Source organism: Marinobacter sp. V032 (assembly GCF_052645435.1).
The window spans coordinates 323,259-337,920 of sequence record NZ_JBQXYE010000002.1 but is presented as its reverse complement, the minus strand read 5'-3'; the positions used below and the strand labels follow the sequence as shown (position 1 = coordinate 337,920).

At 54.3% G+C, this 14,662-nt stretch carries 12 protein-coding genes; 3 read left to right on the top strand and 9 right to left on the bottom strand.

All coding sequences use genetic code 11. The features are described from left to right. Nucleotides 1-78: 78 nt before the first annotated feature. From zipA to ACUN9X_RS13065, 8 genes are all read right to left on the bottom strand, one after another. Nucleotides 79-1,191 (bottom strand): cell division protein ZipA, encoded by a 1,113-nt coding sequence (gene zipA, locus ACUN9X_RS13100; RefSeq protein ID WP_445473368.1) that lies wholly within the window; start codon nt 1,189-1,191, stop codon nt 79-81. A gap of 212 nt (nt 1,192-1,403) precedes the next feature. Continuing rightward, on the bottom strand, nt 1,404-4,901 hold the full coding sequence (gene smc / locus ACUN9X_RS13095) for a chromosome segregation protein SMC (RefSeq protein WP_445473367.1): 3,498 nt from the start codon (nt 4,899-4,901) through the stop codon (nt 1,404-1,406). 35 nt (nt 4,902-4,936) lie between these two features. Continuing rightward, on the bottom strand, nt 4,937-5,623 hold the full coding sequence (locus ACUN9X_RS13090) for a GntR family transcriptional regulator (RefSeq protein ID WP_260037588.1): 687 nt from the start codon (nt 5,621-5,623) through the stop codon (nt 4,937-4,939). Between the two features lie 80 nt (nt 5,624-5,703). Continuing rightward, nucleotides 5,704-6,090, bottom strand: a complete 387-nt coding sequence (locus tag ACUN9X_RS13085; RefSeq protein ID WP_445473366.1) for a YciI family protein — start codon at nt 6,088-6,090, stop codon at nt 5,704-5,706. 73 nt (nt 6,091-6,163) lie between these two features. Further along, the gene (locus ACUN9X_RS13080; RefSeq protein ID WP_445473365.1) at nt 6,164-7,003 is read right to left on the bottom strand and encodes a YciI family protein; all 840 of its coding nucleotides are present in this window, start codon (nt 7,001-7,003) and stop codon (nt 6,164-6,166) included. Between the two features lie 195 nt (nt 7,004-7,198). Next, nucleotides 7,199-8,431 carry an RNA polymerase sigma factor gene (locus ACUN9X_RS13075; protein WP_445473364.1) on the bottom strand — a complete coding sequence of 411 codons (1,233 nt, stop codon included), beginning with the start codon at nt 8,429-8,431 and terminating at the stop codon, nt 7,199-7,201. Nucleotides 8,432-8,554: 123 nt separating this feature from the next. Continuing rightward, complete coding sequence (gene dbpA, locus ACUN9X_RS13070) at nt 8,555-9,937, bottom strand: ATP-dependent RNA helicase DbpA (RefSeq protein ID WP_260037596.1); 1,383 nt, start codon at nt 9,935-9,937, stop codon at nt 8,555-8,557. 160 nt (nt 9,938-10,097) lie between these two features. Beyond that, a complete protein-coding gene (locus tag ACUN9X_RS13065) occupies nt 10,098-10,466 on the bottom strand; it encodes a YrhK family protein (protein WP_445473363.1) in 369 nt (122 codons plus the stop codon). A 177-nt stretch (nt 10,467-10,643) separates the two neighbouring features. Between ACUN9X_RS13065 and ACUN9X_RS13060 the strand changes: the two genes are divergently transcribed. Next, complete coding sequence (locus tag ACUN9X_RS13060) at nt 10,644-11,069, top strand: OsmC family protein (RefSeq protein WP_260037977.1); 426 nt, start codon at nt 10,644-10,646, stop codon at nt 11,067-11,069. A gap of 202 nt (nt 11,070-11,271) precedes the next feature. Next, complete coding sequence (locus ACUN9X_RS13055; protein WP_445473362.1) at nt 11,272-11,952, top strand: hypothetical protein; 681 nt, start codon at nt 11,272-11,274, stop codon at nt 11,950-11,952. A gap of 39 nt (nt 11,953-11,991) precedes the next feature. On the opposite strand, the gene ACUN9X_RS13050 is transcribed toward ACUN9X_RS13055, so the two are convergent. Beyond that, nucleotides 11,992-12,360 (bottom strand): TfoX/Sxy family protein, encoded by a 369-nt coding sequence (locus ACUN9X_RS13050; protein WP_445473361.1) that lies wholly within the window; start codon nt 12,358-12,360, stop codon nt 11,992-11,994. 693 nt (nt 12,361-13,053) lie between these two features. Here ACUN9X_RS13050 and ACUN9X_RS13045 point away from each other — a divergent pair. Continuing rightward, nucleotides 13,054-14,511 (top strand): undecaprenyl-phosphate glucose phosphotransferase, encoded by a 1,458-nt coding sequence (locus ACUN9X_RS13045; RefSeq protein WP_445473360.1) that lies wholly within the window; start codon nt 13,054-13,056, stop codon nt 14,509-14,511. The last annotated feature ends 151 nt before the right edge of the window (nt 14,512-14,662 follow it).

Genomic DNA, 14,662 nt, shown 5'->3' with positions numbered 1-14,662 from the left:
TGTCAAAAATAGGGGTTACCCGCCAAAAAAATACCCGGCGAAAGCCGGGTATTATGCCATATTATGAAACTGCTTCGGTCACCCGGTGCGCTGGGAACGACGCTTGCGCTCGAACTCGCGAATCCGCTGCCGGCAGTGCTCAATGGTTTGAGGTGTCATAACACTGCGTCGCTCATCTTTCAGCTCTCCCCCCAGATTATGGATAACGCACTGGGCTGTCTCAAGCATGAACTCGAACGCCTTTAGCGAATCGGAAGGCCCTGGCAGGCTCATAAAAAAGCTGATCCCCGGCGACTTCATGTCCTTCAGATCAGACGCTCTGAACGTGCCAGGCTCAACGGCATTGGCGACACTGAACTGAACCGGGCTGGTCGTGTTGGTTTCTTCGTGGCGATGGTAGATATCCATATCACCGAATTCCAGCCCGCACGCATCAAACAGCTTACCCAGCGCCTTGCCTTCATAGGCATTGTCCGGCTTGGCCTGCACGTTGATCACAATAACTTCCTGAGCATCCGGACGATTAGCGCCTGCCTTCGGCTTATCGGGGTCGGTCCCGATATGGCGGCTGGCGGTATCTTCCTCTACATCGGGGGCGTCATTGTCAGGCCGGGCCTGATCGAACACTTCGTCCTGAGCCTGAACGTCGTATTCGTCTTCGCCCTCGGGCTCGTCATAGTTCCCGGCGTCAACGTTTCCTCCGCGGGATTCTCCTGACCAGCCATCATCAGCCCAATCTTCGTCATAGGCTGCGGCTTTTTTATCGTCTTCAGCGCTGAATGATTCGACAGGCTCGGAGTAGCCGGTATCGACCATTTCTTCGGCCACGTCTTCATCAATGTCGGACGGTTTCCAGCGCTCATCGGCTTCAACCGGCTGATCACTCTTGTGTTTATCAGCAACAACAGGACGCGTCGGTTTCTGTGGTGGTGAGGCAAACCGGGATTTTCCGGAATTACGGAAGTAACCGCGCTCGGCAAGCGTACTGGCAGATACGGGGCGGGCACCGCCGTTTGGCAATTCGGGGTTAAAGCCTTCATCGATGGGCGAACCGTCGATTTCGTCGGCTCCCATACCGGAAGAAATTTCTATAGCTTCTTTTCGCGCCCGTCGCATTCGACGGACACCATCGACAACAATGCCGACGATAAACAAAGCTCCAATGGCGATTAACCATTCACGCAGCGACATAGTAATGCTGTCCTGTTAGTTTTTATCCATCTTTATTAGCGACCTGGCCGGGAATAACGGCATCGTTTATACCGTCAGAGATGGCCCAACCGTGCCTGCGGGCACCGTGACGGATACTCTAAGCAATGACCGTCAGGAATACAACGCGCCGGCACGCCACATGGCATGATTGTCATTAAAAGTGGCGATTAATTGACGGAAATAACACCCACTCAGGCCTCAGCTAATGCCGCAGCCGCTTCCACGTCTACCGACACAAGGCGCGAACAGCCCGGTTCATGCATGGTAACGCCCATCAATTGATCGGCCAGCTCCATCGCAATTTTGTTATGGGTAATGTAGATGAACTGCACTTGGGAGGACATCTCCTTCACCATCCGGGCGTAACGCCCTACGTTGGCATCGTCCAGCGGTGCATCAACCTCATCCAGCATGCAGAATGGCGCAGGATTGAGCTGAAAAATCGAAAACACCAATGCAATCGCTGTCAGCGCCTTTTCGCCGCCGGAAAGCAGATGGATTGTGCTGTTCTTTTTGCCTGGCGGGCGGGCCATGATCGTAACGCCGGTTTCCAGCAGATCTTCGCCTGTCAGTTCAAGATAGGCATTGCCACCGCCGAATACTTTCGGGAACAACGCCTGCAAACCGTTATTGACCTTATCGAACGTTTCTTTGAAGCGCTGACGGGTTTCCCTGTCAATTTTGCGGATCGCGGTTTCGAGGGTTTCAAGCGCTTCCATCAGATCTGTGTGTTGGCTGTCGAGATAGGTTTTACGCTCGCTCTGAACTTCGTACTCGTCGATCGCGGCCAGGTTAATAGCCCCCAACCGCTGAATACGACCGCCAATACGCTCGAGCTCTTCTGACCAGGCGCCATCGGTGGCGTCTTCAGGCAAGGTTTCGAGCACTTCACTCAGCTTGACGTCCAGTTCCTGTAACTGCTCAAGGTGATTACCCGAACGGATTTCAAGCGCCTGGGATTCCATCTTGAGCTTTTCCAGACTGGCCCTGACCTCCTGGATAAGAAGTTCAACCCGACCACGTCCCTGCTCCAGCTCCCGCACATCCCGGTCAATTTCTTCCAGCGCATCACGCGCACTACTGAGTTTTTCTTCTTCTGCCATCCGACGATCGAGCAAGCCTTCAAGCTGAAGGCTCAGATCCTCGATGGGCTCTTCTGCAATTTCCCGGTTTTCGCGCAGCACCATGATGCGCTCTTCCAACCGTTCCCGCTGCAACTGCATACGATCAAGCGTTTGCTTGAGGCCGCTATGCTGGCTCTGCAGTGACTGAATCTGGAGTTCGATCTGGTGGGCATGGTCCCGATCATGACGAGCCTGATGACGCATGGTGTCGAGTTTCTCGCGAACAGCATCCCGACGACCAAGCAATGATTCCTTTTCGTTGGCGTGATCTTCAGTGGCATTGAGCGCCTCTTGCCAGACGGAACGAATCTCGTCGAGGCGATCGCGCTCTTCTTCCAGTTGCCCGCGGACATCTTCACCATCGTCCTGAATGCGCGACAGCCGGGATTCAATCTGCTCAGCCCGAGCCTCAAGGCCACTCAGGGAAGATCGCACCGTGCCGAGTTCGCGATCGAGTTCACTCAATTTCTGCTGGGCGTCATCACGATCCTGTTCAGAATTGATGGTGGTTTCTTTCAGGCTCGCGAGTCGCTCGCTGGCAACTTCCCATTGAGAAGACAATTCGCTGACGTCTTCGGTCAGGTCATCCACTCGCTTCTGACGCTCGATCAGCCCCACCTGCCCCTCGGCGGACTCAGGCATCTTGAGCCAGCCTTTGCCTACCCAGACGCCATCCGGCGTGATCAGACTTTCATTGACCCCCAGACTGTCGCGACGAGACAAGGCCTCATCGAGCGACGACACGGTGTGAATCGATTCCAGCAGTGACGACAAGCCGCCTGCATTCTGCACTTCAGCTGATAATCGGCCGGCACTGCTTGCACCGTTGCCGCTCACAGGCAAGACGAGCGACAGTCCACGAGGGGCAGTCGAAAGTGGACCTTCAAGGCTGGTAACGTCATCAAGGCAGATACTCTGGGTAAAAGTTCCCAGCACTTGCTCAACGGCGAAGGCCCAGTCAGGTGATGCTTTAATTTGCTGGGCAAAACGGGGGTGCTCGCTAAGACCCTGCGCACTGAGCCAGTCCTGCAGGGCCTCATCGTTGCTTCCCAGTTGCTCGGCCAACAGGGATTCCTGTGACGTCAGATTGGCCCGCGCGGTCTGCAACTGTTCTCGCAGAGCATTGCTTTGGGTTTCAGCATCAACCTGTTGGTCGCGAGCGTGTTGAAGTGACTCACTGGCAAGCTCGATTCTCTCGGCCGCCTCTTCCTGACTCAACGTCAGAATTTCGCGTTTCTCCCTCAACTCTTCGAGCGCATCCCGGTCGATCTGGCGCTCCAGCATCTCACGCTCGTCTTTCAGGCGGGCGATGCGGGTTTCAAGGCTTTCAATAGCGTCTTCGGTGGAGCGAATCCGTGACTGAGCCAGTTCCGCTCGTTGACGTGCTTCTGCCGACCGACTGCTGAACGCTTCCCACTCCTGCTGCCAGTCGCTCATCGCCTGTTCAGCGTCGTGCAGCGCTTCTGCTGAAGTCTCTGATCGGGCAGCCAGCTCTTCCTGCTCTGGCTCGAGCATGGCAAGCTCTTCAGCCGCTGCAGTCATTTTTTCTTCGTCGAGCCCCAGCTCTTCTGCAAGCTCACGTTGGTTCGCCAATGCCTGATCGAGCTCGGTCGCCATCTGGCGGGACCTTTCCCGCTGGTGCTCAAGGCTTTGTTCGATACGGGCGATATCCGCGCCGGCTTCGTAGTACCGTGCCTGCGCTTTGTTGAAGTGTTCGGTGCGTTCGTGATGGTCACCACGAAGGTTCTCCAAACGGGTCTCGAGGTTAACCCGCTCGGTAAGATGCTTTTCAAGCTCAAGCTCGGTATCACGCAATTTTTCACGCGCGCGCTGCAGCTCCCGATCGAGAGATTGCCAGCGCAACACCGTCAGTTCTGCTTTCTTTTGGCGCTCTTCATGCTTGAGGGTTTTATAACGCTCGGCGGCCTGAGCCTGGCGCTGGAGGTGCTGCAACTGGCGGCCCAGTTCTTCTCGCAAATCCGTGAGCCGCTCCAGATTTTCCATGGTCCGGCGAATTCGGCTTTCGGTTTCCTTGCGTCGCTCCTTGTACTTGGAAATGCCGGCCGCCTCTTCCACATAAACACGCAATTCCTCAGGCTTGGATTCAATGAGCCGGGAAATCATGCCCTGTTCGATAATCGCGTAGCTGCGCGGCCCCAGGCCCGTTCCCAGGAACAGATCGGTGATATCGCGTCGACGGCATTTGGAGCCGTTGAGGAAGTAATCGGACTGGGCTTCACGGGTCACCCGGCGTTTAACCGATATTTCGGAAAATGCAGCATGCTCTCCGGGAGCAGAACCGTCTGAATTGTCGAATATCAGCTCGATGGACGCCTGACCGACTGGCTTGCGGGCACTGGAGCCATTAAAGATAACGTCGGTCATGGATTCGCCCCGCAGGAATTTCGCGGAGCTTTCGCCCATGACCCAGCGTACGGCGTCGATAATATTGGATTTACCACAACCATTAGGCCCGACCACGGCCGTCATGTTCGAAGGAAACGGCACCGTCGTGGGGTCAACGAACGATTTGAAACCAGCAAGTTTTATCGACTTTAGACGCATAGCGGCTCGTTATCCTGAAGTGCCTGCGGTGATCATCATCCGTTTTTCCGGCCATCTGCCGACTCGGCTTCAAGTGCTTTCAGAGCCAATCGACGCTGGTGTTCGCCAAACTGTTGAATCACGGAATCGAGCGCTTCTCCATCTCGGGTTTCAGCGGCATCCGCCAGTGATTTGAAAAAGCGGCGGGTCTCCGCAATTTCACCCCGAAAATGATCAGTTGCAATAAAGTAAGTGCGACTGATCGCCGGACGAAAGTTCTCGAGAGTTTCTTCCAGAAACGGGTTCTCAACGATCCGGTGTATAAGCCCCACGATGTCGAAGCCTGACTCTACAATCTGTTCACGAGTCGCCTCTCCGGCCTCAAACAGGCGTTCAAGTTCCTGAATGCGAGCCACCATGGGCTTCAGGTCCGAGCCACTGGTCACCACCATCAAGCGACGGGCTAGTACTCTGAGCAACTCGATATAGACATCGTAGAGGCTATTGACCAGTGCGGGGGTCAGTTGGGACACCACAGCACCACGACGGGGGAAAATTTCGATCAGATGGCGGCGTTCAAGAATCAGCAGCGCTTCACGCACAGAGCCCCGACTGACATCAAGTTCGCCAGCAATGCGAAGCTCCTGAATACGATCACCCGGCTGCAGCTGTCCGGTGATGATGCGCTGCCCCAAATGCTGGGATATCTGTTCTGAAAGGCTTTCCGGTGCTTGGAATCGCATGGCTCATTTCGCGACTGTAAAATTAACGCCGGAGTGTAACACAACCGGCGTTTTCGCCTAGAGCCACTTACGTTTATTCGCTAACCTGACGCGGCATCCGGGTAGCCATGCACTTCAGGATCCAGCTCCCGAACCGGCCGCACCTCAACTGAACCATAACGGGCCGGCGGAATGTGTTCTGCCAGCTGAATCGCCTGATTCAGATCCCGCGCTTCCAGCATATAAAATCCCGCCAACTGCTCCTTTGTCTCCGCAAACGGCCCATCAGTAGACGATGCCCGGTTGTTGCGGACCCGGACAGTCGTGGCTGTCTCGACCGGCTGCAGAGCTTGCCCGGCAATGAAGTGGCCGTTGTCCGTCAACCGCTCGACACATGCCATACATTCCCGGTTAAGCGCGTCCCATTCGGCTTTGGTCATGGCATTCATGATGCTTTCATCGTAATACACCAGTGCAAGGTATTTCATAGCCTGTCCTCCGTTTTCGGTTGTTCGGGCTCTTTTAGATCGAGTGTTCGGCCGTCACTGACCAGTGTTTGGCCTATTGTTCAGCCAGGCAGTCCTTCAGCGAGCTATTGATCATCCAGGGGATGCCATAACGGTCTACTAGCATCCCGAACTGCTCCGCCCAGAATGTGGGTGCCAAAGGCATCCGGATTTCGCCTCCTTCTGCCAATCGCTCAAAAGCAATTTTTGCCCTGTCCGCCGGCATTTCCATTTGCACAAACATGCCTTGGGGAGACTGATACCAATCCGGTGGTGCGTCGGAGCCCATGATGTGTAGCCGTCCAACCTGCAACACTGCATACATGATCGCGTTTCCAAAGTCCGCCGGAACCTCGTCAGCGACCGGCGATTCGCCATGCGTCATCATCACGGCAACGTGTCCGCCCAATACATCAGCGTAGAATTCGAAAGCTTCCCGGCACTGGCCGGCGAAATTGAGATAAATATTGATCGCCTGTGGCTGGGCTTCGATCCGGTCGAAGGTCTTTTCAATAGCGGTAACGCCTTCGCCGGGAGCGAAATCCTCAAGTTCAAACAATCGCCGCACTTCCAGTTTGGCGTTACCCCCTCCATCAAGATCAGGCCACTGGCTGGCCCACTCAAGCGCCTCTTCCCTGGAGTTCACATCAATAATGCTATACCCCGCCACCAGGTCAGCCGAATCGCGAAACGGTCCTTCTGTCGCTGTGGGCTTCCCGTCATCAAAGTCTACCCGGAACCCCTCGCTGCTCGGTTTAAGCCCTTCTCCACCCTTCAGTACCCCCGCGTCCGCGAGCCTCTGGTTGTAACGCCCCATCGCCGCCAGCAATTCCGGCTCGGGCATCACGCCGGCTTCAGTCTCCCTGTCTGCCTTCCTGATAATGATGTATCTCATGACTTTAATATCCTCCTATAACATCCTGTATCTGTGACGATTTATAAAATAAAAAGGTCAGTAGGCGGAGACAATGGCAGGTACTGTTGACCATTTATTGCCCGAACATCACTCACCCTCAATGGATAGTCGTTCGGGCCTATCGGTAATCGACAATCACCGAATTATTTATTCAAATCTGGAGGAAGTGTTCGCTCAATCCGTCGATAGTGCTGCGATCTGACGCTCAAGAAATCGCCGTTCTGGTCCCTGCGTAACGTAGGCAATGGCGGTTTGGTAGGCACTGCGAGCATCCGATGTTCTGCCGAGGCGCTGGCACAGATCCGCTTTCGCGGCATGGGCAAGATGATACTCTGCCAACTCACCCTGATTAAGGATGGCATTTACAAGCTGGAGGCCCGCTTCCGGCCCATCGCGCATCGCCACAGCCACCGCTCGGTTCAGCTCTACTACGGGTGTCGGCATCCTGATCAATAGCGCATCGTACAAGCCGACTATCTGGTCCCAGTCAGTATCTTCGGCTGATGGCGATTCTGAATGAACAGCAGCGATCGCCGCTTGCAGGGTATAAATGCCGAACTCGCGGCTTGCCAGAGCATGGAGAACAAGCGCCACCCCCTCTTTGATCTGGTGCTGATTCCAAAGGCGCCGATCCTGATCTTCCAGGCGAACCAGTTCTCCTTGCGCATTAATCCGTGCGCTTTTTCTGGCATCGTGCAACAGCATCAGCGCCAGCAATCCCTCAACTTCTGCGGTTGGCATCAAACCAAACAGCAGCCGGGTCAGGCGGATAGCTTCAGTTGCCAGCTCATGGCGCACCAACTGCTCACCCTGAAATGCGGAATAGCCCTCGTTGAATACCAGGTAAATGACCTGAAGCACGACGTCCAGTCGCTCCGAAAGCTGATCCTTGCCGGGCACTTCGTAAGGAATCCGCGCATCCCGGATTTTGGCTTTGGCTCGCACGATACGCTGAGCGAGTGTCGAAGGAGGAACAAGGTAGGCTCGGGCGATTTCTTCTGTCGCAAGCCCGCAGACTTCGCGCAGCGTCAGAGCGACGCGCGCTTCTCTGGAGAGGCTGGGGTGGCAACAAGTGAAAATAAGGCGTAACTGGTCATCAACGATCAGTGCGTCGTCATCAATCGAGTCGGGAGTGTGGTGGCCTTCAGAAAGGACGGCGATACTTTCCACTGTCGAATCAAAACGCATCCGGCGGCGGATCTGATCAATCGCCTTGAATCGGCCCGCCGATACCAGCCAGGCGCGAGGGTTTGCGGGGACCCCATCCTTGGGCCACTGTGCCAGCGCGGCTGCAAAGGCATCCTGAAGAGCTTCTTCGGCCAGATCGAAGTCACCCAGCAACCGAACCAGCGTCGCAAATACACGGCGGGACTCGGTTTGATAGATATCTGACAATTTTTCGTGCATGTCCGGGCATCCAGCCTTTGATTGCGACTATTCGTCGAAAACCACTCCCGCGGAGCGAATCAACTTATAGTAGCAATCCCGTGTGACTGTGCACGGACCCAATATGAAAAGTGCCGGATGGGTCTAGATCTTTCTGACTCTGAAGGACCGGCCTTTGAGTTTGCCGGCAGTCAGCTTGGCGAGCGCCGGTTTGACCGCGTCCCGCTGCACTGCAACATAGGCGGATTGATCAAAGATCTGAATCTTGCCGACCAGCTTGCCGGCAATGCCCTCTTCACCAGTCAGTGCGCCCAGAATATCACCGGGGCGTACCTTCTGCTTTTTGCCTCCGTCGATTTGGAGCGTGACCATCGGTGGCTTGAAGGTGGTCTGATTGCGCTGATTACCCGCCGGCAGATTGGCTTTCTTTAACGCGTAACCCAACCGCTCTTCCAGCATCTCCAGCTTGTACTGTTCTTTATCGCTATAGAATGTAAACGCAACACCTTTGCTACCCGCACGGCCCGTGCGCCCTACGCGATGGGTATGGACGTCCAGATCCCGGGCGATGTGGAAGTTGAACACGGCATCAAGGGCTTCAATGTCCAGACCTCGCGCAGCCACGTCGGTCGCGACCAAAACGGATGCGCTTTTATTCGCAAACTTGACCAGGGTTTCATCCCGCGCGCGCTGTTCCATATCGCCGTTCAGGGCGATTGCGGTAAAGCCCATCCGACTCAGTTCATCGGCCACTTCCTGAGTTTCAATCTTGGTATTGCAGAACACGATGGACGAATCGGGACGGTGTTTCATCAACAGCAAGCGCACGGCATCGAGACGCTGCGCATCATTTTCGACACGGTAAAACGTCTGGTGGATACTCTGATTATCGTGGGTGGACTCAACCTTGATCTGTTCAGGGTTCTGCATGACCCTTTCGGCAATCGCTTTGATCTCATCCGGATAGGTCGCACTGAACAACAACGTCTGCCGGGCGTCCGGCGTATACTCAAGGATGGCATCCAATGAATCCTGGAACCCCATGTCCAGCATCCGGTCCGCTTCATCCAGCACCAGCATGGTCAGATTATCGAGATTGAGTGTGTTCTTGCGGAGGTGTTCCTCTACGCGCCCCGGAGTGCCAACAATGATGTGAGCTCCGTGTTCCAGCGACCCAATCTGCGGACCTATCGGCAAACCACCGCAAAGACTGAGAATTTTGATGTTGTGGATCGCTCTCGCCAGCTTCCGGAGTTCCTTGGCGACCTGGTCGGCCAACTCGCGAGTCGGGCAAAGCACCAACGACTGAACCCTGAAACGTTTAACATCCAGCTTGTGAAGTATCCCTAGCCCAAATGCCGCCGTTTTACCCGAGCCGGTTTTGGCCTGGGCAATCACGTCTTTGCCATCCAGCACCAATGGCAGGCTACCCGCCTGAATCGGCGTCATGGCGTCATAACCCATATCGGACAGGTTCTGAAGCAGATCGGGACGGAGTGACAGTGAAGCGAAATCGGTGGTGCTCAAAATAGGGTTCCTTCAGGGGTAATGCAGTCGTCTTTCCTGCGATGTTGCATAGATTAAAGGTATGGCACCGCCATGCCTATGCCTTGACGCCAATTAGCGGCCCGCAATTGTGCCTATCCGGCTTCGTGGCCACACACGTTTGCCGTCTCCATAGATTGCTTTACCAGTGGATGGGGCCTTTGCGGAGTTTCTTCACATAGCGTTTGTTCAGCGTCCTCAGGATGGGCGCAAACAGGAAGAACACGCTCCCGACAATGAAGAACCAGGTAGCGACTTCCTGCCATTCTGACCAGAGAAAAAACACACTCCCCACCAGAAACAGAATCGCTGATACATAGTCGTTGCATATGTGAAGCCATTCAAAACGCTCGTGTACGACGCGCTCGCGATCAAGCCTCGCTTGTTCGGCTGCCGATCTCTCCGGCCTTGTGGTTTTAGTATCTGCAGTAACGAGTTCATTCGACACGCAATCATTCTCCGACTGTATCAGGTGGATGCCGTTGTATTTTTCGGGTATCCAGGCTGACATGCAACTTTATACCCGCCCCCGCCGACTTCGGCACTTCCGGTGCTTTCACATCATCACCCACACCATCCCTGATTAAACTTTCGCCAGAATTATGCACTGCAAGCGCTTATCGGGTGCAACATGACCGGTGTATACGTTAGGGTGAATATCACACGATATGAATTAACAGGAGGCTTTATGAAACGTGAAGGAAGTGCACATTGGGAAGGTGATCTCAAGTCAGGCACCGGTACAGTTTCGACTCAAAGCGGTGCCCTTGATAATCAACCATACGGTTTCAATACCCGATTTGAAGATGGCAAAGGCACTAACCCGGAAGAGCTGATCGGGGCAGCCCACGCCAGTTGTTTTTCAATGGCCCTCTCCATGATTCTTGGTGAGGCAGGCTTTAAAGCCGATCATATTGACACCAAGGCAACGGTCACCCTCGACAAGCAGAGTGATGGTTTTGCGATCACCGCCATCCACCTTGATGTTAAAGCAAGTGTGCCAAAGGCCAGCGAATCAGACTTTGCAGAAGCCGCAAAAACGGCCAAGGAAAACTGCCCGATATCAAAAGTATTGAGTGCAGAGATTTCCATGAAGGCAACACTGGAAGGCTAACCTCCATATAAAACGGTAGGGGCTGAAAATACGGTTGTTAACCGTATTTTCAGCCCCTGCCGCAACCTGCCCTGTTTTGGACTGCTGACCGACCATATGGTCACCTCGTCGGCGCTGTGAGAAACTTCTGATTGCATATTTGCGAAAGACAGCGCGATGAAGAGCGCGAACCAGCCCGCCGCAAACCATGTGAGGAACAATTATGGACACGGACGCCATTCTGGCATTGCTTGATGGACAGTACTTGCTGATCCTCGGTGCCGCTCTGCTTATTATCGCCCTGGTTGCGATTATTAAACTGCGCGGCTCGGTACACCAGCTCGGCCAGGAGCATGATCAGCTTACCCGCCGTCTGGATACTTTATGGCATGATCTGGATGCCATGCATCAGGATGATACGCCGTCGCTTTCGGGAAAATCCAGAACACCGGCAACAAGCGTGACACCCGATACCTCACCGGAACTCCTGCTGGCTGAACGCAGGCTATTTGAAGGATTGTGGCCGGTCGCCTGGGCGCTGCACGACAAGGTCGGAGGTTTTTTAAGAGCCGTAGAAAGCGGTGATCCCCATAGTGAATCCCGCCTTGCAGCCCGAAACGCAGCACTTGAAATGCGCAGCCAGATCAATCGTTCGCGCCCTTTCTTTGATGCCGAAATTGAGGGCATACTCACCCAACTGGTCGATATGGAAATAAAGGCACACCTCACTGCCTGCCAGTACCTGGACCAACGCCAAAGCAACCTTGGTGTATCGAGCGAAGGTTCCGATGTACGGGAGTCATATCGTAACAAGTGGCGCCAGCTTTACGATCGCGAGGCAAACGAGTTGATTAACCATCTGGTCAGCGCGATGCGCAAGCGCCTGGTTCGGCATGTTCCGTGATAAATGCTGCGTTTGCGGCGCATCACGCCGCAGCCTGCACTAGGTCTCTTCGCGCGATCCCTTCTGCTTTTTACTCGCCGCACGCAAAGCAGCGCCATAGGCAAGGCTCGCCCAATACTGCATCACGTCCGGACTTTCCATCACCTCGTCGGGCGCCTGAAAGTAGGACATGACAACAGCCTTACCTTTACGTTCGAATGTGAACGGCAGCAACTCCATGTTCTCAAATATCGGCCGGGATTCACTATCCACTTTCAGGTAAAGCGTATTGTCGCTGACAAGTGCGAACATCAGCCCGTCGAGATACACACCGTGCCCACCAAACATCCGCCTGGAAACCGCCGGGCCTATCGACTGCATCTGGTCAACAATGAACGCTGCAAATTCATCTTTCGGATTGGTTTTCACGCTGATAGCGACCTCCCTTTTACTCTCGACTTGCGGTGTGAATGAGGCGCCGCGAGAAGTGAGGTTTAATGCTTCCCTTATATCGCTTTCCCGCGGTATGAACTATCATTAACCGTCGCTTTATTCGAAGCGTTCGGAAGGATTAACGTCCTGCCCTGTTGATCGCACTCGTTGTCAGATTCCTTTGTATTATCGGGATTCGTCGTAATGGGCTCAAACAGGCAGGAAATTCCGCCGAACGTCGGGTCACGGATTGACTGATTTCAAAAGCGCTTTCTCCCCCGAAGTCAGTCATACCGCGCCTCAGAATGACGGATTGTTCATCACAATATGTACTAGCTGTCATCAATCTGTTTTATTTTTTGCTGTAGCCTAAGTGTCATTCGGGAATTGGCAGTGTCAGGCAGTAGTTCTTCTGTTTTAGCCACCGGTTTCTTCGGTGCGACTTCATAGTTCGCTGACAAGAAATAGTGTCCGCCAGTGCTTCAATTTGAAGCGTCGCGCAACTATCAGCCAGTCCTGTACAACAAATGTAAAGCTACAGCGCATGAGCTGTTTTCAGCTTTTGAATTAGTAGGTTAGCCGAAGTGCTTCATCATCGACGTATGAGCTGTACGAAGCGCTGGCCTGCAAAAAAACAATGGCCTGAATTATGCAAATGTCACAGTACCCGCAACGCTCAAGGAGGGCTTTATGGGCAGCCAGCAAACGGAACGCAGACCAAGGGAAGCTGCTGTGGTAACCAAGCAGACGACATCGATTCGACTACATCACTCTAACCTGCTCGCCTTTTTCCGGGCGTTTGACAGCTTCCTTGTGATATTCCTGCTTTCCATCGCGCTTATGGCGTTCGGTGTCGAGTGGAACAATATCTACACCGGCCTTGGCGTACTCGCCATTATTACCTTTGGTTTCTTCGCAGAGACCAATGAGGTTTATCACATGTGGCGAGGTCATTCGACGACCTCCCTCGCCTCACGATTGCTGGGCGCATGGGTTGCCACTGCAATGGTTCTGGGTATGGCGGCACTGTTGATTGATCCATTCAAGGATCTCAACAGCACGGCCATCATCTCCTGGATTGCCGGCACGCCGCTCGTGATCGTATCGTTCCACTGGTTCCGCCGAGTGATTCTTACCAAAGTTCGGGGGCAATCTTCCAAACCCCGTCGTGTTGGCATCGTCGGTGCCACGCCTCTGGGCAAGCGGCTGGTGGCATCGATCAACAAAATGCCCTGGACCGGTTACCGAATCCACGGTTACTACGATGACCGTGCCTGTGTCGATGATAATCAACGACGCCTGAAAGACGAGGACGTGACGATCTGCGGCGGCTTGGAACAACTCCGGGCTGACGTCAAAGCCGGCAAGATCGATATTGTGTTTATTACGCTTCCAATGGCTGCTGAAAAGCGTGTTCGCACCCTTATTGATGCTCTGGCAAACAGCACTATTTCAGCCTATCTCATTCCGGATGTATTCAGCTTCGATCTGCTCCATTCACGTTTGACAGGCTTTCAGGGCATTCCAGCGGTCAGCATCTACGACTCACCGCTGGTAGAGCACGGTTCAACGAAACGGGCCGCAGACATCATCCTGAGCACGATTATCCTCGCCCTGCTCGCCATTCCGATGATCGCGGTGGCAATTGGCGTTAAGCTCAGTTCGCCCGGGCCCGTGTTTTTCAAACAGTTCCGATATGGTGTGCGAGGTGAACCGATAAAGGTCTGGAAGTTCCGGTCAATGTCAGTGTGTGAAGACGGCCCTGACGTTCCGCAGGCCAAGCGCGATGATCCTCGTGTCACACCTTTCGGTTCGTTTATTCGCCGGACATCGCTGGATGAGCTGCCACAACTGTTCAACGTGCTTGGCGGCAGCATGTCGCTCATCGGTCCTCGACCTCACGCGGTCGCCCACAATGAGTTTTATCGTGAGCACATTCAGGGTTATATGCTGCGCCACAAGGTCAAGCCTGGCATTACCGGTCTCGCTCAGATCAACGGTTTCCGGGGTGAGACGGAAACCCTGGACAAAATGGCGGGGCGCATCGCGTACGATCTGGAGTACATCCGTAACTGGTCTCTCTGGTTGGATATCAAGATTCTCTGGTGGACTTTCTTCAGGGGGTTTGTAGGCCAGCAGGCTTACTAACTATCGCTACGGACTAGCCAGACCAGTATGATCTGGCTAGTAGCCCTTCCGGGTTTTGCGGTTGCCATAAAAAAGGGGCCGGACATTTGATTGTCCGGCCCCTTTTTTGTCACTGGTTCATCGCCTGCACTTTATACATATCAGCCCTGCA